At 65.9% G+C, this 18,675-nt stretch carries 16 protein-coding genes; 6 read left to right on the top strand and 10 right to left on the bottom strand.

Going from position 1 to position 18,675, the window contains the following annotated elements; all coding sequences use genetic code 11:
* Window positions 1–31: 31 nt before the first annotated feature.
* Complete coding sequence (locus VN934_03155; protein HXM17789.1) at window positions 32–832, bottom strand: serine hydrolase; 801 nt, start codon at window positions 830–832, stop codon at window positions 32–34.
* Entirely contained in the window at window positions 829–1,581 is a 753-nt protein-coding gene (locus VN934_03160) for a hypothetical protein (protein HXM17790.1), read from the bottom strand. Before VN934_03160 ends, VN934_03155 begins: the two co-directional genes overlap by 4 nt.
* Between VN934_03160 and VN934_03165 the strand changes: the two genes are divergently transcribed.
* Window positions 1,543–3,918, top strand: a complete 2,376-nt coding sequence (locus tag VN934_03165) for a phosphodiester glycosidase family protein (GenBank protein HXM17791.1) — start codon at window positions 1,543–1,545, stop codon at window positions 3,916–3,918. The genes VN934_03160 and VN934_03165 overlap by 39 nt on opposite strands.
* A gap of 35 nt (window positions 3,919–3,953) precedes the next feature.
* Here the strand turns inward: VN934_03165 and VN934_03170 are convergent, their stop codons facing one another.
* The 5 genes from VN934_03170 to VN934_03190 all read right to left on the bottom strand — a co-directional run bounded on the left by VN934_03170 (window position 3,954) and on the right by VN934_03190 (window position 7,496).
* The gene (locus tag VN934_03170; GenBank protein HXM17792.1) at window positions 3,954–4,436 is read right to left on the bottom strand and encodes a hypothetical protein; all 483 of its coding nucleotides are present in this window, start codon (window positions 4,434–4,436) and stop codon (window positions 3,954–3,956) included.
* 119 nt (window positions 4,437–4,555) lie between these two features.
* Window positions 4,556–4,912: a VOC family protein gene (locus tag VN934_03175; GenBank protein HXM17793.1), complete on the bottom strand. Its 357-nt coding sequence runs from the start codon at window positions 4,910–4,912 to the stop codon at window positions 4,556–4,558.
* Window positions 4,909–5,889: a 2-hydroxyacid dehydrogenase gene (locus VN934_03180; GenBank protein HXM17794.1), complete on the bottom strand. Its 981-nt coding sequence runs from the start codon at window positions 5,887–5,889 to the stop codon at window positions 4,909–4,911. The genes VN934_03175 and VN934_03180 overlap by 4 nt, the downstream gene beginning before the upstream one ends.
* A gap of 8 nt (window positions 5,890–5,897) precedes the next feature.
* Window positions 5,898–6,728: a 3-methyl-2-oxobutanoate hydroxymethyltransferase gene (gene panB, locus VN934_03185; GenBank protein HXM17795.1), complete on the bottom strand. Its 831-nt coding sequence runs from the start codon at window positions 6,726–6,728 to the stop codon at window positions 5,898–5,900.
* 33 nt (window positions 6,729–6,761) lie between these two features.
* Window positions 6,762–7,496: a hypothetical protein gene (locus tag VN934_03190; GenBank protein ID HXM17796.1), complete on the bottom strand. Its 735-nt coding sequence runs from the start codon at window positions 7,494–7,496 to the stop codon at window positions 6,762–6,764.
* A 25-nt stretch (window positions 7,497–7,521) separates the two neighbouring features.
* Here VN934_03190 and VN934_03195 point away from each other — a divergent pair, with 25 nt between their 5' ends.
* Together VN934_03195 and ggt are read left to right on the top strand one after the other, a co-directional pair.
* Window positions 7,522–8,292 (top strand): SEC-C metal-binding domain-containing protein, encoded by a 771-nt coding sequence (locus VN934_03195; protein ID HXM17797.1) that lies wholly within the window; start codon window positions 7,522–7,524, stop codon window positions 8,290–8,292.
* Between the two features lie 56 nt (window positions 8,293–8,348).
* The gene (gene ggt, locus VN934_03200; GenBank protein ID HXM17798.1) at window positions 8,349–9,905 is read left to right on the top strand and encodes a gamma-glutamyltransferase; all 1,557 of its coding nucleotides are present in this window, start codon (window positions 8,349–8,351) and stop codon (window positions 9,903–9,905) included.
* Between the two features lie 65 nt (window positions 9,906–9,970).
* Here the strand turns inward: ggt and VN934_03205 are convergent, their stop codons facing one another.
* Together VN934_03205 and VN934_03210 are read right to left on the bottom strand one after the other, a co-directional pair.
* Entirely contained in the window at window positions 9,971–10,909 is a 939-nt protein-coding gene (locus VN934_03205; GenBank protein ID HXM17799.1) for a FecR domain-containing protein, read from the bottom strand.
* Between the two features lie 12 nt (window positions 10,910–10,921).
* On the bottom strand, window positions 10,922–11,443 hold the full coding sequence (locus VN934_03210) for a sigma-70 family RNA polymerase sigma factor (GenBank protein ID HXM17800.1): 522 nt from the start codon (window positions 11,441–11,443) through the stop codon (window positions 10,922–10,924).
* A gap of 294 nt (window positions 11,444–11,737) precedes the next feature.
* Here VN934_03210 and VN934_03215 point away from each other — a divergent pair, with 294 nt between their 5' ends.
* The 3 genes from VN934_03215 to VN934_03225 are packed head-to-tail and all read left to right on the top strand — an operon-like array spanning window position 11,738 to window position 16,375.
* The gene (locus VN934_03215; protein HXM17801.1) at window positions 11,738–12,946 is read left to right on the top strand and encodes a Fic family protein; all 1,209 of its coding nucleotides are present in this window, start codon (window positions 11,738–11,740) and stop codon (window positions 12,944–12,946) included.
* 2 nt (window positions 12,947–12,948) lie between these two features.
* Window positions 12,949–14,247 (top strand): PD-(D/E)XK nuclease family protein, encoded by a 1,299-nt coding sequence (locus VN934_03220; GenBank protein ID HXM17802.1) that lies wholly within the window; start codon window positions 12,949–12,951, stop codon window positions 14,245–14,247.
* Window positions 14,186–16,375, top strand: a complete 2,190-nt coding sequence (locus VN934_03225; protein ID HXM17803.1) for a 3'-5' exonuclease — start codon at window positions 14,186–14,188, stop codon at window positions 16,373–16,375. The genes VN934_03220 and VN934_03225 overlap by 62 nt, the downstream gene beginning before the upstream one ends.
* A 33-nt stretch (window positions 16,376–16,408) precedes the next feature.
* Here the strand turns inward: VN934_03225 and VN934_03230 are convergent, their stop codons facing one another.
* Window positions 16,409–18,670 carry a xanthine dehydrogenase family protein molybdopterin-binding subunit gene (locus tag VN934_03230; GenBank protein HXM17804.1) on the bottom strand — a complete coding sequence of 754 codons (2,262 nt, stop codon included), beginning with the start codon at window positions 18,668–18,670 and terminating at the stop codon, window positions 16,409–16,411.
* Between the last annotated feature and the right edge of the window lie 5 nt (window positions 18,671–18,675).

The following is an 18,675-nucleotide window of genomic DNA, read 5'->3' on the forward strand; positions in this document are numbered from 1 at the left end:
TGTTCGACGGGCCGGAGCGAAAGCCCCGGCGCTACAGCTCGGAGCGCAAGGCGCGCATCCACGCAGCCAAGCGAGGATTGGTGCTTTTGTCGCCGCGGGTATAGAGCACGACGACGTAACGAGCGCTCTGCGGCGTGCGCAAAATGCCCGCGTCGTGATTGACCGTATCGGTTTCACCGGTCTTATGCATAAAAAGATCGCCGGGGCGCAGACCGGCGACCAATTTGTCCGCGTCGACGCAAGCGGCGAGGATATCTCGTTGCGCTGCGGCGCCCGGCACCTGGTCAGCGGCGATCAGCGTGAGCAAACGCGCCGCATCGCGCGCGCACAGACGATTTCTGCCGGTCATCTCCGGATCTTCGATCAACGGTTCGGAACCGGAGAGTTTCCGGCCGAGGAGAAAATCGCGCAAGCCGAGCGAGCGCATGGAATCGGTGACTCGCTCGCGCCGCAAGATATCGATCAGCTGATTGGTCGCGACGTTGTCGGAGCGCTCGATCATCAAGCCCACGAGCTCGCCGACCGAGGCGACATAGTCGGTGACCAACGGGGTCTCTGCGGCGGTCGTGGTCTGGTTGGACGCGCTGATCGGCGCGCGATCGTCAAACGAGATCGCACCGCCCTCGCGCTGCCGAAACGCTTCCGCCATGATCGGCACTTTGATCACGCTGGCGGGATAGATATCGTCGTCCGGCTTCCATGCGCCGTATTCCATGCGGGCGAGCGCGAGCACGTATGCCGAGACGTCACCCGGGAATGCTGCTTGGTCGAGCGCTCTGCGCACCAGCCCGTTGAGCGCGGCGCTTTCGGTCGCGTCGCGCGCGGGCGTCACGTGTTCTTTACCTTGACCGTCCAAGGCGTGGCGTCATAGGTGTCATGGAACTTGACGCCGATCTTTGCGAACATCACGCGCGTCACCCATTCGACGTCGGCGGTGTAGTGCTGCGTTCCGGGCAGGCCGGTCGTCGTGTCGAATTCCGCCGTGCCTTTGAGCGCGATCGGGGCCGTGTGGAATCCCTTGGCTTGCAGATCCTTGGCGGCGTCTACCCGGCCCGTGCCCGTCACGTCGATGATCGCGATGCGATGACCGCCGCGCTCCTCGATGCGCGTGAGCTTGTCGGTGTACGTCATGCGCCCCTGACCGAGCTCGCGGTCAACTTTGACCGGCCTGTCGAACGTCCATGTCTGGCCGACGGCAAGCGGCTTGTCGGGAAGTTGATCGAGCGCTCCATCGCCCACGTCGCCCAGCGCGGTCGAAGCGGGGCGCGTCACGCCGTTCGGCCAGATGGTGCCCTCGTACTTGTCGCTGCGCTGTTTGACCGACTTATCTTTCGGATTGGCGCCCCCGAAGCGGCGCGTGTTTTCTTCAGTCACCTGGATCTTGCCGCTGCTGTCCAGCATGGACAGCGTTCGCGTGCGGTCCTCGAGGATCGTGACATCGTCGGCGCGCCCGCCGGCAAGACCCTTCAAGGTCTTGCTGATGTCGTAGGTGATGAAGTGGATCAGCTTCTCCGTGCGCTGATAGTGCGCCCCGGGTGTGAAATGCAGCGAAATGCCGACGGCGTCGTCGGCCCGCGCCACGCGCTCTCCGGCAAGCATGCAAGCAATCGCTGCGGCGACGCTCACCGCGCGCAGGGACTGGTACGTTCGCCGCCGCAACTCGAAATTGTGTCCGTGCATGTCTCTCGTTGTACCCGTTTCACCGCGTTCTCAAGATTTACCGCCTGCGCGATAGCGCTGGCGCCGCTGTTGTGCGGCGTGCTGGATCCGCCGCAAGCGGCGGTGGCCGATGAAGCCGCTTCGTTCACCCCGGCCGCCTTCGTCCAGCCCGCGCCGCCGTGGCCCGCCGGGTTAGGCGCGCTGCGAACCGACGAGCTCATCGGACCGGGCGTCACGCACGAGCGCTGGCGCCTCGCGACCGCGCTCGGGCCGCTCGAGCTGTCGATCCTTCGCATCGACCTGCGCAACCCAAATGTCTCGTTCGCCGCCGCCACGCATCACGACGCCATCATCGGAGCCGGCGAAGCGCTCTCGTCCATGGCGGACCGGCAACGCGCGGAGGCGGGGATCAACGCCGACTACTTCGACATCGGCGGCTCCGGAACGCCGTTGAACATCGTGATGAGCAACGGCATGGTGCAGCATCAAAGCAACGGCAAAGCCGCGTTTGCGGTGGGTCCGAACAACGCGGTGACGATGGGTCCGGTCTCCGTGCGCGCGCACGTCACCGCTGCCGACGGCTCGGACTCCAGCATCGATTCGATCAACGATTGGTCAAGCACGACGAGGCTCGCGCTGCTCACGGCCAGGCTCGGTACGACGGAAGCGGGCGGAGCGTCGGAGGTCGTACTGACGCCGCTTGATGCAAGCGGGCACTACCGGGTGGCAAGCGTTGCTGCGGCGCCTGCGGATTTGCTGCCGCTCGGCGAGCACGACTACGCGATCGCAGCGCGCGGCGCCGCCGCTGATGACCTCGTGCAGCGCTTTCATGCGGGCGACGCGGTGACGCTTTCCTTTGAGGCGACCCCTCCCTTGAGTTCGTTGCTGATCGCGGTCGGCGGTGGACCGCTGTTGGTGCGGGATGGTTCGTACTATGAGGATCCCGATGCGCCTGCTCCGCAAGAGCGCGACGTGCGCTATCCGCTCACGGGCGCCGGGCTATCTCCAGATGGCTCGCGGCTCTTGCTCGTCACAGTCGATGGTCGGGCGCCGGGGCGTTCGGTCGGCGTCACGCGGCCGATGTTCGCGTCGCTGCTGATCGCGCTCGGTGCGGCGACGGGCATGGCCTTTGACAGCGGCGGCTCCACCGAGCTGGTCGTGCGTCATCTGGGAGAAGACAAAGTCAGCGTGGCCAACATCCCTTCGGACGGACGCGAGCGTTCGATAGCCGACGCTGTGCTCGTCATGAACACCGCGCCGCCGGGCCGCGCGGTGCAACTGGTGCTGCATGCGCCTGCCCGCGCGGTCTTGGTGGGCAATCACCTCACACTGCGCGTGAGCGCGATCGACGCCAACGATCAGCCGGTCGCCTTGGACGCGCCGGCAATCGCCTTCACGGGCGAGCCGGCTTCGATCTTCGACATCAGCGCCGGTGGTCGCGCGACCGCTGTGCGGCCGGGCCGCGCCACCCTGCGCGCGACGGCGGCAGGCATTGCCGGCTCGCTCGACGTCGCAGTCGTCGGCGCGATCGCGAAGCTTGCGATTTCCGGCTACTCGCGCGGATTAGCGGCAGGCAGCCGGACGCGCTTGCGAGCCGTCGCAACCGATGCGCAGGGCACGCCCGTCGCCGTCGACGATCAGAATGTGCAATGGCTCGCGAGCGGTGATGGAGGCCGCGTCGAGCAAGATGGCACATTCGTCGCCTCGCTGCGCGCAACGCGGGCCACGTTGACGGCACGAGCAGGAGGCGCGCTTGCGCAGCAAGTGCTGCTGGTGGGGGAGCATCTGCAGGTCGTGCAGGCTGTGCCGCAATCCGGAAGCGGGCCGAAGCAGTGGCGCTACGCCGCGACTCCCGCAGAGCTTGCCGCCGGCCTCGACAACGCGCCCGCACCGGACAATGCCGCCGCGATGCATCTGACGTTTGATTTTTCAAGCGCGGCGGGAACGCGCGCCGCGTACGCCGAGAGCGAGGTCGCGTTTGCCGGAGAACCGCTGGCGATCGCGCTGGATGTCTTCGGGGACGGCAGCGGCGCGTGGCTCAGGGGCGGCTATAAGAACAGCGACGGCATCGCCGACAGCGTTACGCTGGCGCGGCATGTGGATTGGAAGGGTTGGCGCACGTTGCGGGTGGCGATCCCAGTGCAAGCGCGCTGGCCGATCACGTGGACGCGCCTGTACGTGGTGGAGTCGTCGAAGGACGCACGCGAGGCCGGCGACGTCTGGCTGCGCAACTTCGGCGCCTGGTACGCCGGCCCATAAACAACGTCAATGTAGTGCCGGGGCTTTAGCCCCGGTTAATGCGGAATCTGATGCAGCTTCTGCAGCACCGGGTAGAGGCAGAATTGATTGCTGTCGGAGGATTCGCTGTTGCCCCGCACTGCCGTGACTACCCAGCAGGCGCGGCCGCCGGTGTAGTAGATCTGCGCCACCGTGCCGTCATTGTGAATGCCGTTGTCCTGGCGTCCGACGTCGGTTCGGAAGACGTGAAAGCCGTCGGCCTTGCCGGGATAATCCCATATAAGGAAGATGTAATTGGACGTAGCGTGGTCGCAACCGTACCGGACATGGTCGAAGTACGGGTTGTTGTAGACGTGCGCCTTGCACTCGGCGGCGTTGGCCGGCTGGCGCAAGTTGGTGGGCGACAGCACGATGAGCTGGTGTGTGTTGGAGTTCGTGGTGTTCGCCGAATTGGCGCTCACGGGAAGCGCGCCCGCAGCCGCCAAGGCGCAAACGAACAGCACGGCAACAAGCAAATATAGTCTAGGCAGAGACTTCATCGCTATTAACTCTCCTCGACAAAAACGGGCACAATCACCCATTCTAGTCCAACGAAACGCGAGATTAAAACGTTTCCTGCTCCTTAAGGATACCCGGCAGACGTCCGGCAGGCGTCCGGTCAGGCCTTGCGCTGGTGAAGAGCTATCCGGTTGCCGTCCGGATCCTTGACAAAGGTGGCGCGACAACTCGGCATGTCCATGACCTTGGTCATCTCGACCCCTTTGGCTTTCAACGCGGCGACGGCGCCATCGAGATCGGACATCTCGAACGCCACGCTGCAGGCGCTGCCGGGCGTAAGGTCGAGGTCCTCGCCCCGCCCGATCCCGAACGCCACGCCGCCGGTTTCGAACTCTACCCAGTGCTCGCTGGCCATCTCACCGGGCACAAAACCCATGACGTCGCGATACCAGGCAGTCGATTTCTTGATGTCCGAAACCGGATAGGCGATGAACGCGAGCGATTTGATGGACTTCATTGGGCGATCTCCTTGCGAGAGCGAGGATGCGGGGGCGCGTTGACCGCATGCAGGGGCGCAGCGCCCGACGCAAAGCGTCTGACGTTGTCAGCGAAGGCGCGCGCGATGCCGTCGTACGAAACATCCGTCACCCCCGCGATGTGCGGCGTCGCGATGACGTTGGAGCGGAAGAGGCGATGTCGGACGTCGGGCGGCTCCTGCCAAAACACATCGAGGCCCGCACCCGCAAGACGGCCGCTTTCCAACGCATCGGCAAGCGCCTCCGGATCGACGAACCCGCCGCGGGCTGTGTTGACCAAAAACGCCCCGCGCTTCACGCGGCTCAGCACGCGCGCATCGAGCAGATGATGAGCTTCAGGTTCGTAGCGGGCGCAGATCGCGATGTAGTCAGCCTCCGCAACCGCCGCGGCAAGGTCCGCTACGCCATAAACGCGCGCGAACGGCACCGGCAGCGTCGGGTCTGGTTCGGGTCGCCGGCGTACGGCCGTGAGCCGCATGCCAAAAGCGGCGAGTCTGACGCTCAAAGCGCGTCCGACGTCGCCGAGTCCAAAAATGCAAACCGTCTTTCCGAGCAGTGCCAGTCCGGACGGCTCGCCCATGCGTCCCTGCGCGAGCGACTCGGTCGCGCGCGGTAAGCGGCGCGAAAGCGCCAGCATGAGCAGCACCGCGTGCTCAGCGACCGACTCGGCGTTCCCGGTTCCCTTGCCCGGAATGCGCGCCACCCACACGCCGGCGCGCGTCGCGGCTTCGACGTCAACGGTTTCCAAACCGACGCCGAATTGCTGCACCAGTCCAAATATTCCGCGCGCGATGACGTCGGCGGTGATGGGAGTGCCATAGGGCACGACGACGTCGACGCCGTCCAGCGACTCAGGGAGGCGGTCCGGCGAGCACACCGCGATCTCGTGATCGGGAAGCAGCGGCGCCAGGCGCCGCCGGCTCTCGGAGTAGCCTTCACCGCAGAAAAGAATCTTCAAGGGCTGACCTAGCGTTTGAACGCCTTGGCGTCCTCCGCGGGCATGTGATAGGTTTCTGCTTCAGATGGAAACGCGCCGGAACGCACGTCGTCGAAGAAGCGCGACACAGCCGCGGTCGCGTCATCGGCCAGATGCGCGTATTGACGCACGAACTTCGCCGGTTTGCGATCGCCGAGTCCAAGCACGTCATGGAAGACGAGCACCTGACCGTCGCACTGCGGTCCGGCGCCGATGCCGATCGTCGGCACCGATATCGCCTCGGTGATCGCCGCAGCAAGGACGTCGGGAATGCCTTCGAGCACGAGCGCGAAAACGCCGGCCGCGGCGAGCGCGCGCGCGTCGTCGAGCAGCTCACGTGCGGCTTCGGCGAACTTGCCCTGCACGCGGAAGCCGCCCATGACGTGGACGGATTGCGGCGTGAGGCCGATGTGCCCCATCACCGGGATCTCCGAAGAGAGCAGCGCCTCGACCATCGGTATGCGTTTGCGGCCACCTTCGAGTTTCACGGCGTCGGCGTGGCCCTCGACGAGGAAGCGCGCCGCGTTGCGAATGGTGTCCTGAGTCGAGAGGTGATACGACAGCCACGGCATGTCGCCCACCACCAACGCGCGCGGCGTTGCGCGGGAGACGGCCGCGGTATGGCGGACCATGATGTCGACGGTGACGGGCAGCGTGTCGTCATGGCCGTAGACGACATTGCCGATCGAATCGCCGACCAAGATGATGTCCGCGCCCGCCCGATCCGCGATGCGAGCGGTCGGGGTGTCATACGCGGTGATCATCGCTATCTTTGTGCCGCCCTTGCGAGCGATGATCTCCGGAACTGTTACTTTTTCCATAATTGCGTTTCGCCTTCGTGTCAACTATGCCGTCTAGAGCGTGCTGCGTCCTGCTTTGTGCGCGTCGCTGTCGACGAAGAGCACCTCCTTGAAGCCGATCTGCTCGGCCCCCGCGGGCTTGACGAGCGCGTTGTCGATGCGGTAGCTTTCGCGCACGATGATGCCTTGCGTGAGGCTGTACCAGGCAGAGCCGCGCACGGCGATGGTCCCCGGCAGGAGTTTGGGGAGATTGTATTCTTTGCCCGTAATCGTGCCCGTGCCGGTCACCTCGATGCGAACGAGGTCAGTGCCGATGTCGACGATGCGATGCGTGAATCCGACGCTGCCGCTTCCAAGCGCAGTCACAACGCGCACGCGAGTGGTCCAACGGGTGCCCAAACGGATCGGCGACGTCGGCAATCCGATCATGGGCGCGTCTGCGATATCGTAGCGCGGGTCGCCAAAGACGGCGTTGAAGGTGCTCAGGTCCACCGTTTGAGCAGAAGCGCTGCGGGCGGTCTTCCCGCGCGGCACGTCGAGGGTGACGAGATCGACCACGCCGTGGATCAACGCGTGATCGCCGAAAACGGCGAGCACCTTTTCGTCGGCGCGGCTCGTCGTACGAAACTCTTCGTCGATGACGGCGCCGCCGCGCCGCGCAGCCTCGAGCCGCGCGCGCGGCAGTATCCATTGAACGCGGTCGACCGTGTCGCCGTGTTCGACGATGTGATCGCCGGCGTGAAGGCGCAGCGCAAGCGTCAGCGCCGCGAGGGCATGCGTGAGATTCATGGAAGTCCTTGCTTAGAGTATCGGCATGCAAAAAGTCGGCAGAAACGATCCGTGCCCGTGCGGCAGCGGGCGTAAGCACAAGCGGTGTTGTCTCGGGCGCGAGGCGCAGCGCGACGCGTTCGCGCGCTCCCTGGAGGCACGGGCGTTGCCGCTGCTGCAGGAGATCGCGCGTTATGCGGAGCGCGTCGCTGGCATGCCGCTCAACGCGGTGGCGCAGCGGGAGTTCCCCTTTTGGCGCGGAGCGCTCACCCCGGAGCGCGCCGCCCGCGCCGTCGACTTTTTGATTTTTGATTTTCGGCTCGAGCACTACGGGCACAGCGCGCTGCGCCAGTTCGCCATCGAGCACGGTGAAAATGTAGCGTTCCGAGCGAAGCTCGGAGAAGAAGACCAGCAATCGCTATTGGCATCATGGCAAGAGGCTCGCACGAGATTGTATCGGGTCGAAGGATGGTCAGCCGGTTTCGTGCAGTGCGTTGAGCTGCTGACCGACGAGCCAAAAAAGATCGAGGTGTGGCCGCTTGGCGAGCCGGGCGAGCCGATCGCCGACGGCGCGCCTGTAGCGCTGCGCGCCCTCGCCGCCGCAGGCCGGCACGTGTGCATCGGCAGACCGATGCGCTTTGGCGAACGAACGGTCGAGGATGTCGCGCAGGCGGTGCGTGCGCGACAGCTTGACTACGTGCGCCGCGTTCGCATCGTCAGTCTGGACGATTTCTACAGGCTCGAGCCAAAAGCGCTCGACGAAGAAGCTGCGGTGCTCGCTCGGCATGCGTCGGGCATCGTGCTACCGGGCGCGTGACAGCGCCGCGTCTGAAGCCAAGCGGGCGTCGGCCCAGCGCGAAAAGTTGTCGCGCCATGGTGACGTCGCCCAACGCGCTGGCATCGCAGATCGGCATCGGCGTGCTGGGGGAAGGCGGAAACGCAGCCGACGCGATCGTCGCCATGGCCGCGGGGCTCTCTGTCGTCTATCCGCACATGACCGGGATCGGCGGCGACGCGTTCATCCTCTATCACGACGCGAGCGCGCGAACGACGCACGCCTACAACGGCTCCGGCGCCGCGGTCGCGCTCGCGACGCGTGAGTTCTACCGCGATCACGGCCTCAACGTCATCCCCGAAAGGGGCGGCGCGGCGGTTCTAACGGTTCCCGGGGCGGTGGATCTGTGGTTCGCGCTGCACGAGCGCTTCGGGTCCATGGACATCGGACGCTTGCTGGCGCCCGCCGCGCGCTACGCGCGCGAGGGTGCACCGCTTGCCCGTAGCGTGGTGCGTGGACTCACCGAGGAGCGCGAGTTCTTGTCGGCGGACCCCGGCGCGCGAGAGCTGTACGGGGCGCAGGGGTACGAGATCGGCGATCGCCTCGTGCAGCCGGCGTTGGCGCGCACCATTGAGATGATCGCGTCAAAAGGACGCGCCTGGTTTTACACGGGCGAGGGTGCGGAGCGCATCCGCGCGGCCTGTGAGCGCGCGGGGAGCCCGCTGCGCGGCGCGGACCTGGCGGCGCATCGCGGCTTTTTCTGCGAACCGCTCGAGGCGCGCTTTCGCGCGTGGAGGTCGCTCGTGACGCCCCCGAATTCGCAAGGCGTAGCCTTGCTTTTCGCTCAAGCGATCTACGAGGCTGCGAGCGGCGCGGAGCGGCTCGATCCCGGCGGCGCGGCGTTCGCGCATCGGGGGATCGAGGCCGTGAAGCTGGCGTTTGCCGATCGCGACAGGCTGGTGCCGGATCCAACGCCCTCCGCGCTCGCGGCGCAACAACTGCTGGGCGCGAAGCATGCCGCAGAACAAGCTCGGCGCATCGATCCGAACAAAGCAGCGCCCGATACAGCACAGGCGCTCAGGGGTGGGACCACCTACTTCGCGTGCGTGGACGAAAGCGGCAACGCAGCGTCGATGATCCAGTCGCTGTATTTCCATTTCGGCTCGTGCGTCGGCGTGCCCGAGCTGGGCATCGTGTTGCAAAACCGCGGCTGCGCCTTCACGCTGGATGCCGGGAAGCCGACGTCGCTGGAACCCGGCAAGCGCCCATTCCACACGCTGATGGCCGCGATGCTGCTGGACGGCGACCGGCCGTATCTCGTCTACGGCACGATGGGCGGCGACGGCCAGCCGCAGACCAACCTGCAGAACTCGATCCGCATCGCCGAACGCGGCATGGATCCGCAGGCAGCGCTGGACGAGCCGCGCTGGCGCTACGGCCGCACGTGGGGCGCGCAGCAGCCCGGCGTCGCCGTGGAGGCGCGCGCGGGCAAAGCGTGCATCGCAGGCTTGGAGGCGCGCGGACATCGCGTCATCGTGGCGGACGAGTGGGAAGAATCGATGGGCCACGCCGGCGCGATCGTCATCGACAAAGAGCGAGGCATCTTGATCGGAGCATCGGATGCGCGCAGCGACGGCGCCGCCCTGGGGTTATGAAGAAGCCAGACGAAACTGTGGAGCAGGATCTTGTAGTGCCGGGGCTTTAGCCCCGGAAATCTTACCTAGAACGTTTTGGCCGGCGGCTTTTGCTTCGGCAGCGCCTGGGTGTGCGTCTTGATCCGCTTCACGCCGAGCAGCTGATGGCCGGTCGCGGTGATGCGGGCGCCCTGTCCGGCGAGCACGTTGAAGGTTCCGCCCGGCACGAAGACCGCTACGCTGCCCTGGCTCACCGCAAGACGAGTCACGCCGGTTTCGGCGACGACCGTGAATTGCGTGCCGGTCGGCAGCATCGTCGCCTGGTTGGTGGCGACGTGGATCGGCGGGACGTCGCGGTGAAGGACCTCGCGGACCGCCACGGTGCCGCGATCGATCTTCATGTCGACGATGTCGGGATTGCCCGTCTGCGAATTGGTATGCAGCTTGTTGAACTGCACTTCGGCATCGGACCCAAGGGTGACGGCCAGATGCGGCGTGATGGCGACCACGGCCGGCTGCGCGCTGTTGTTGCTCACGACGTCGCCGGTCGAAATCGCCAAGCTGTTCTCGGCCGACTGCGTCGTCGTTTGGTTGGCCGCGGTGTCTTGAACCTGACCTTGCAGGTACGCCGTGACGGTCTCGTCGGGCGGCCGGTTCGATATCGCGACCCGATCGAAGGCGCCGCGCGTCATGATGATGAGCGCAAACGCGGCGGCGGCCATCGCGAACGCGGCGCCGTAGGTGCGCCAGCTGGTCAGCGACTCCAGAACGGTGCGCGTCTCGGACTTGCGCACCGGCACGCCGTGGATGGCGAGCACGCGGTTGACGATGCGATCTTCCAGGCCACGCGGTACGGTCAGCTGCGGCACCTGGCGAAGCAAATTCTGAAAACGCTCGCCGCGCGCCATCGATTGCGCGCAGGCGAAGCACGTGCGGCGGTGCGCGTCGAGCAGCGATTGCTGCGTCGGCGTGATCTGCGCATCGAAGGACGAGAAGAGGAGATCGAGAGCTTCAGAGCACTCCATGTTATCCTTGCCTCATCCCAGCAACGGGTTGAGCCAAGTCTGCAGCCGCCGCTTTGCGCGGTGCAGGTTGGTTCTCGCCGCCTGTTCGTTCATGCCAAGAATGTCTGATATCTCCCCGTAGGAAAGCCCTTGGAGCTCTCTCAAAATGAAAACCATCCGCTGTTGACTCGGTAGCGCGCGAAGACCGTCTTCAAGCGCTGCGTAGGTCTCGCCATGCTCGACGCGCTGCTCAGGACGCTCCTCTTCGGCAGCGACGAACTCGGATTCGTTGACTTCATCGATGTCAGTGGTCGGCACCGACGAGCGACGCATGTTCGTGAGACAGACGTTGACGCAGATCCGGTAAAGCCAGCTCGAGACCTTACTGCGGCCGGAGAAAGTGTTCGCGTGCTGATAGGCGCGCAAAAACGCTTCCTGGACCAGGTCTTCCGCTTGGCTCGCATTGTACCGGTATGCCACATTGTACAACATCCTCGTGTAACGCTTGACCAGCTCCGCAAACGCGTCTCCGTCTCCTGACGCGATGCGAGTCATCAAGGCCACGTCCCGGCCCGATGAAACTGGCTCCAACTGATATGACCGAACCGCTCCAGCGAGCGTTACAGGGACGAGGAAGGGCAACATCCGGTTATAGACGCCTCATGAACGCGACTCGTACAGGCAAGCGGGACGAAGGTCCTGCTAAAGCCCGGTTTCGTCCCTGGGCTCACGGGACGATTAAGTCTCTACTCTCTATTATCGGTTTGCCCAAGTGCTCGGCTTATCAGTCAAAGTGTGAGCCACAGCACGCGCAGGCGGGCAAGCGCGACCCCCGAAATGGGACGCAACGTGCGTAATTTCATCCTGGAGGAGCTGGCAGACGCGCTTGACGACCGCAGCGGCCAGTTCCGCTACTTTTTCGTGGCCTCGACCGGACGGGTCGAGCCCTATGCTTCGGACGATCCGGCGGTGCTGCGGATCTCCAGCCGCAACGACGCGCTGGCCGTTCGACCGATATCGCACGCCGAAGCGGCTTCGCTGCTCTCCGACTTCATCGAGACGCTGCTCGACGGCGAACTGGTCGACAAGCTGCGCGCCGCCTCGGCCGGTTCGACCAGTCCTGCGCGGTTTTTGCAGACCTTGGGCGCATATCCACGCGCGCGCCGGAGTTGGCTCGCATACCGGCAGCACCGCCTCGAAGCCGTGGCGTTGGAGTTCCTGCGCGCGAACAGCGTCGACCTCGCGCGCTACGGGCTGGACCAGCCCGCACGCACGGAAGAAGAAGAAACCGGACTGCGTTTCGACCAGGCGCTCGAGACGCGCTTGGCCCGTTTGCGCGATCGCTTGCGCACGTTCACCACGCGCGGCAGCGACGCGAACGCGGCGCGCCTGGAGGCGCGTCATGACTTGCGCCTCGACGAAGTGTATCATTCCAACGCGATCCGCGGCAACCGGCTCGATCGCCGGCAGACCGAGGAGGTCATCGGCCGGGGCGCGACCGTGGGCGGACTCACGCTGCGCGAGCACCTCGAGGCGGTGAACCTCTTCCGCGCGCTCGGACACGCGGAGACGCTCGCCACATGCGACGCGCCGCTGACGGAGCACGCGATCCGCGAACTGCACGCGCGGCTTTTCGCCTCCATCGACGATGAGAATGCGGGCGCGTATCGCCGGACGGATGCGCGTATCGTCGGACGAGATTATCTCCCGCCCGAGAGCGTGCTGGTGCCGGCTCTGCTGCGCGAGTTCATGGAATGGCTCGACGAATCGACTGCCGATCCCGTGGCCAAAGCGTGCGCCGCGCAGGCGAAACTCGTGAACATCGCGCCGTTCTTGGACGGCAACGGGCGCGTGGCGCGCATCCTTTCCAACCTGGTCCTCGAATCCGCTGGCTATCCGCCGGCGATCGTGCAGGTCGGCGCGCGCGACCGCTATTACGACAGTCTGCGACAGGCGGATGCCGGCGATATGAGCGGCTTGCTGTCCTTGACGATCGACTGCGTCGACACCAGCATGACCCGCTTGGAAGCGGCTCTGCCGGGGGCGCGTCCAGCATAACGGTGATCGACGGACCAGAGTACGCCGGCGAGATGCGCGACTTCGCGGCGATCATCGCGCGCGCGGGCGTCAGCGATCTCACGCTCGCATCGATCGTCGCGGACGAAGATCCCGCGCGCAGCGCGCTGGCGAGCGCCCTGCTGTCGCTCCGCAACGAGCCCGCCTCGAATGTAGCGTTCCAAGCGAAGCTCGGAATGGGGGACGCTCTTCCGATGGACGCGCGCAACAGCGCGGCGCTGTTCGGCATCGACATCGAAACCGCGAATGTAGTGTTCCGAGAGAATGTAGTGTTCCGAGCGAGCGCAGCGAGCTCGGAGTTGGTCGCCGCCGCCGAGTTGCTTTCGCAGGCGGCCGAATCGGTCACGCGCGTCTGGGAGTGGCCACAGCCCGATCCGCCGCGACCCTTGACCGCGCCGGGCATGACGTTCTCGGCATCGCGCCTGAATCTGTTCGTGAAATGTCCGCGGCGCTGGTTCTTCGAGTATCTATGCGACGCGCTCCACGATCCGGGGAGCATCCACGCGACCTACGGCAAGGTGTTTCACGCGGCGCTCGAGGCGCTGCATCGCGACATCCGGGTTCCATCGGAGTACTCCGAAGAAGACATCCGCAAGAGGCTGCAGCAGGAACTGGCCATCGCGTTCGAACGCGCTCGTCCGGATTTCTCGTCCGAGCTCGAGTATGAGGTCAGCCGAATCAAGGCGCGCGCCGTGGCCGAGCACTACGCGCGCTGGTTGATGCAGGAAGCACGCGATCAGCCGCTGCGGGTCGAGGAAGTCGAGTCGCTGCATCGCTGGGGGGCTGGCGGCCATGCGTTTGTCGGCTACATCGATCGCATCGACCGCCCGCTTGCGGGGGGACCCATCACCATCTTCGACTACAAGACGGGACGGATCGACGGGGACCCGGACAATTACCTGCGCAGCGTGCGTGCCGGGGACGAGGCGCAACTGGCGCTGTATTACAGCGTGCGCCGCGCGCGCGGCGACGACGTGGCGAGGCTCGCATTGATATCCTTGCGCGACCCGCGCGATAAAGCGTGGGTGCTCGCCCTCGACGTCGTGGACGAGGCAGGCAAAGCCGTCGCGGACCGCACTCCGCGTACAGGCGTGGTCCGCGGCACCTGCACGGCGGCTGAACTCGAAGCGGCGATGAACGTTTTGCTCGAACGTTGCGACATGCTCACGCGACAAGGATTGGATAATTTCCCGGCGGGCGAGGATCCGCCATGTTCCTTTTGTGCGTACGCTCGAGCGTGCCGACAGCGGCCGGCTCAAGCCGAGCGCGTCTTTGCGCGCTGAGGTCTTCGCTCTGAGCGACGCTCAAGCTCGTGTCGTTGAGGCTCCAGGAGAGGGCATCACGCTCGTCACAGGCCCGGCCGGCTCGGGAAAGACGAGCGCCTTGGCAGCCCGAGCAGCCCGCTTCGGTAAGACGGGCGCTGTGGTCATCGTCTGCTCGCACGAGTCGGGCGTGCGAGCGATGCGCCGTGCGCTCGACCTCGCCGGCGCGCCGGAGCGCGTGGTCGCGGGCATCGCGCCCGAGCACCTGGCGCATTGGATGCGCTCGAACTACGCGCTTGCAAATGTCTCTCCAAAACTGCGGCCGGGCGGCGACGCGGCTGCGCGCTCGATCGTGCGCATCGCAGGGCGTGGTCTGCTGGATCTTTCGTGGCCGATGCTGCGCGCGGGAACCGTTGATCTCGATCTGCCGTTCCTGAGCCGCCCTGACGCATTCTTGGACGAGGCCGCGCAGTTGTTCCGCCAGCTGAGGCGTTCGCGCATCGGCCCGGCTGCGTTCGAAGAAGGCTGCCGCAACGGGCTGGACGTCTTCTATGGAAGCGGCGTGGAGCGAGCGCTCGTGCTGATCCGCGAACCCGGCTTGGGCGCGCGGGCAAGCCGGCGCGGCCGCGAAGCCATGGGCGCTCGAGAAGCGACGCTCCTCGCGCAGCGCCGCGCCGAACACGATCTGGGCATCCTCCTGTCAAAGCTCTACACGGAGTACATCGCCGCCGCGCAAACCTCGCCCGTTCAGTCTGACGAGGACATCGTTGACGCATGTCTGACCTGGCTCGAGCGCGACGCGCGCGCGGCGCGCGCACTTGCGGGTGGTTTGTCAGCGCTCTTCATCGACGATGCCGAAGACGCCGAACCGGCTGTCGCGCAGCTGTTGGAGCTGCTCTTGCGGGAAGGTTTGCCGGGCGCCACGCTGGCCGGGTGCGAGGACTCAGGCATCGATGGACTCACAGGCAGGCGTAGCGTGCTCGATGCGACGCCCGCTCGCGAGTGGATCGCCTTGCCCCTCGTTCCGTCCCCGCATTTCGCCGCGCAGCGCTTCAAGCATCAAAAAGCGGAGAGCGACGCCATCGCTGAGGCGATGCTGGATTTATTGCGCGGGGATACGCGGCCGGCTGACATCGCACTGCTCACGCGCAGCCATGACGCGGCAGCCGTATACGCGGAGGCGCTGGCCAAACGCGGCGTGCCGATCGCGCCTCCGCGAGATCGACCCGCCGCGGCGAAGGAACTTGCAGATTGGCTCGCGCTCGCCGTGGCCGTTCACGAGCCGCTCGATCACGAACATCTCTTGCGCGTGCTCTCGTCGCCGCTCGTCGGCCTTTCTGATGCCAGCCTTTTCGCGCTGTGCGACGATCCGACGAGCGTGACGCAGTTGGCGCTGGACGTGGGAGCGGAAGAGCAGCATCGGCGCGCCGATGAGAGCCGGCAGCGCACCGCGCTTGCGCGCAACGTGATGGACGGTTCGGCCGACCAGCGTCTGCCGGAGGCCGTGCGCGCGACCGTTCGCGCGTTTCGCGAGAATTTGGCGCGATGGCGCGACGAAACGCAAGGTTTGGGTCCGAGTGCGGTCTTGGCGCATGTCGCGGTGGCGGCCGGTTTCCACCGACGCTGGATTTCAGGCGAAGCGCACCTGCGTTCGCGACTCCTGGATGACGAGAAGCGGGTGATCGAGGCGGTGGTCGAGGAAACGCGCCGCTCCGAGGACGCGCTACCCGCCCTCGTGCGCCGGCTCCAAGACGGCGAGCTCCCGATGCGGCCTGCGCTCCGGTCTGAGGAGCTCGTGGCCTGCGAAGCCATCGTGGACGCAAAAGGCGAGCGTTGGCCGCATGTCTTCGTGGCGGGCTTGGCCTACGAGCGTTTTCCGCGGGTGTACGTGGCGCGCGCGATGGCATTCACGAAGAACTACGGGCTCATCGTGCGCGAGAACGTGGCTGCAGGCGCTTCGCAGACAGCAAAATTCGGATGGTACTATGCGAAGTTCGACGCCAAGGCGCGCTATCTGAAGGAAGAGCGCCGCGCGCTTCGGTACGCGCTGTCGCGCGGCACGTTGAGCGCGACGGCCTCAGGCTTCGGCACGCCGCCACGCTGGGCGGCTGACCACGACCTCCTCGCCGACTTGGAAAACTCTGTGTAGTGTTCCGAGCGAGCGCAAGCGAGCTCGGAAAATCTACTTCGCCTGCAGCGCGCGCCAGACGCGTTCAGGCGTCATCGGCGTTTCGTGCGGCGCGACGCCGACTGCATCGCGGATCGCGTTAGCGATCGCTCCGGCAGGGGTCGTCACCGGCGGTTCGCCGACGCCCTTCATGCCGAACGGTCCGGCACCCGACTTCGACGTGAGCAGAATCGCTTCAATGGCCGGGGCATCCACGGATGTCGGCAGCAAGTAGTCCTTGAAATCCGGCATCAGGTCGCCATGCCCGTCGTAGACGAGCTCCTCGGTCAGCGCAAAACCCAGGCCTTGAACCGCTCCGCCTTCGATCTGGCCGATCGCGCCTGCCGGATTCACGGCAAAGCCGACGTCCTGCACGGTCGTGATCTTGCGCACGGCCACGCGCCCGGTTTCCGGATCGACTTCGACTTCGGCCGCCGTGGTCGTGTACGACGGCGCGAGCCAGCTCGCAAAGCCATGCGTTTCGGTGAGCGTCTCATCGTGCTCCGGATCGGAGATGGACTCCGCTTCGCCGCTACCGGTGATCGAGCCGCCGGCGGCTTTCGCGAGCTGCTCGAAAGAAACGCCGTGCTCCGGCGCGCCGCGCACGGAGGCGCGGCCATCACGCAGTTCGATGTCGTCAGCCCGCGCTTCCAGTGCGTCCTCCGCCCGAGCGAGCAGTTGCTCGCGCGCGCTCTTGGCCGCCGCCCTCACCGCAAGCCCGGCGGAAAACGTCGAACCGCTGCCCCCCACACCGCTGTCGTAGGTCGCGCTGGCGGTATCCGCGAGCAGCAGGGTGATTTTTTGCGGATCGATTCCCAACGCATCGGCGGCGATCATCGGCAGGGCAGAAGCGGCGGATCCGGTGCCAACCTCCGCGTTCCCTGACGCGACGAGCACCGAGCCGTCAGCGCGTATCTCCACGCGCGCTTTGGATTCCGCGCACGAGGAAAACCACCACGTGCAAGCGATGCCGCGGCCGTGGTTCGGGGGCAGCGGTTCGCCCCAACCGATCGCCTTGGCGGCACGGCCCAGCGTTTCGCGAATGGTGACGCCCTCGAGTTTTTGGCCGGTGGGGCTGACGTCGCTTTCGTTCCAAGCATTCTTGAGCCGGAATTCGAGCGAGTCCATGCCGAGCGCACGCGCGACTTCCTCCAGATGGGATTCCTTGGCGAAATTCGCTTGCGGCCCGCCGGGCGCGCGCACCGGTCCGGCGATGTGCTTGTTGGTGTAGACCAGCGTCGCTTCGATATCCAGATTGGGAATGCGATACGGCGCGGAGGCGAGCATGCTCGAGATCAACGCGGTGCCGCCCCCGTAACCGATGTACGCGCCGGTGTCGTAGACGAACGAAGCGCGCATGGCGAGCAGCGTTCCGTCGGACTTCACCGCGGACGCGAACTTCGCGTACCCGCCGTGCCGGGGGAAGATGTGCAGACCATCTTCATGACGAGACCATAGAACGCGTACCGGTTTGCCCGACTGGAGCGCGAGCGCGGCGGCGAACCACTCGGCCGCCATGAGGATCTTGCCCCCGAACGCGCCGCCGACGAACTGATTGACGAAACGCACGCGTTCAGGCACGAGATCGAAGAACGCCGCAAGCTCGTCGCGGTTGCTGTACGGCGATTGCGAACCGCACCAAAGCGTGAGGCCGCCGTCGGGTTCCGGACGCGCTGCCGCAGCGCGAGGTTCGAGATACCCGGGCATGCCAGGCGAGAAATGGAATTCGGACTCGACGACGCGATCCGCCGACTTGAACGCGGCATCGACGTCGCCGCGGCGCACGCGATTGTAGCCGCACACGTTGCGGCGCAAGACGCGGCCCGCGGTCTTCTCGTAATGTTCCCAGTCCGGGTGCACGAGCGGTGCGTCAGGCTTCAGCGCCGCGCGCGCGTCCAGCACCGGTGCGAGCACTTCATACTCGACCTGGATCGCGGCTGCAGCCGCGCGCGCCTGCGCTTCCGTATCCGCGGCGACCGCGGCGACGGGCTCTCCCACATAGCGCGCGTAGGGCCGCGGGAACAAGTACTGGTCCTTGATGCCGAAGTCCAGCGCCTTGCTCGGCGTGTTGCCCGCGTGAGCAACGGCGCGCACGCCGGGCAGTGCTTGCGCCCTCGCCACATCCACCTTGACGACGCGGGCGAACGCGTGCGGGCTGCGCACGACGACTCCCGCGAGCGCGCCCTCGAGCGCCACATCCGCCGTGTAGACGGTGCGTCCGGTCGCCTTGTCGGCGGCGTCCGGGCGGATTCTGCGCGTGCCGATGATGGCGGCCATCGCTG

Source organism: Candidatus Tumulicola sp. (genome assembly GCA_035601835.1).
Lineage (GTDB): Bacteria > Vulcanimicrobiota > Vulcanimicrobiia > Eremiobacterales > Eremiobacteraceae > DATNNM01.

Excerpts from the sequence above, each read along its gene's own strand:
- VN934_03165 (HXM17791.1), top strand. The coding sequence starts at position 1,543 with ATGCAGCGAAATGCCGACGGCGTCGTCGGCCCGCGCCACGCGCTCTCC.
- VN934_03170 (HXM17792.1), bottom strand. The coding sequence starts at position 4,436 with ATGAAGTCTCTGCCTAGACTATATTTGCTTGTTGCCGTGCTGTTCGTT.
- VN934_03175 (HXM17793.1), bottom strand. The coding sequence starts at position 4,912 with ATGAAGTCCATCAAATCGCTCGCGTTCATCGCCTATCCGGTTTCGGAC.
- panB (HXM17795.1), bottom strand. The coding sequence starts at position 6,728 with ATGGAAAAAGTAACAGTTCCGGAGATCATCGCTCGCAAGGGCGGCACA.
- VN934_03190 (HXM17796.1), bottom strand. The coding sequence starts at position 7,496 with ATGAATCTCACGCATGCCCTCGCGGCGCTGACGCTTGCGCTGCGCCTT.
- VN934_03195 (HXM17797.1), top strand. The coding sequence starts at position 7,522 with ATGCAAAAAGTCGGCAGAAACGATCCGTGCCCGTGCGGCAGCGGGCGT.
- ggt (HXM17798.1), top strand. The coding sequence starts at position 8,349 with ATGGTGACGTCGCCCAACGCGCTGGCATCGCAGATCGGCATCGGCGTG.
- VN934_03205 (HXM17799.1), bottom strand. The coding sequence starts at position 10,909 with ATGGAGTGCTCTGAAGCTCTCGATCTCCTCTTCTCGTCCTTCGATGCG.
- VN934_03210 (HXM17800.1), bottom strand. The coding sequence starts at position 11,443 with ATGACTCGCATCGCGTCAGGAGACGGAGACGCGTTTGCGGAGCTGGTC.
- VN934_03230 (HXM17804.1), bottom strand. The coding sequence starts at position 18,670 with ATGGCCGCCATCATCGGCACGCGCAGAATCCGCCCGGACGCCGCCGAC.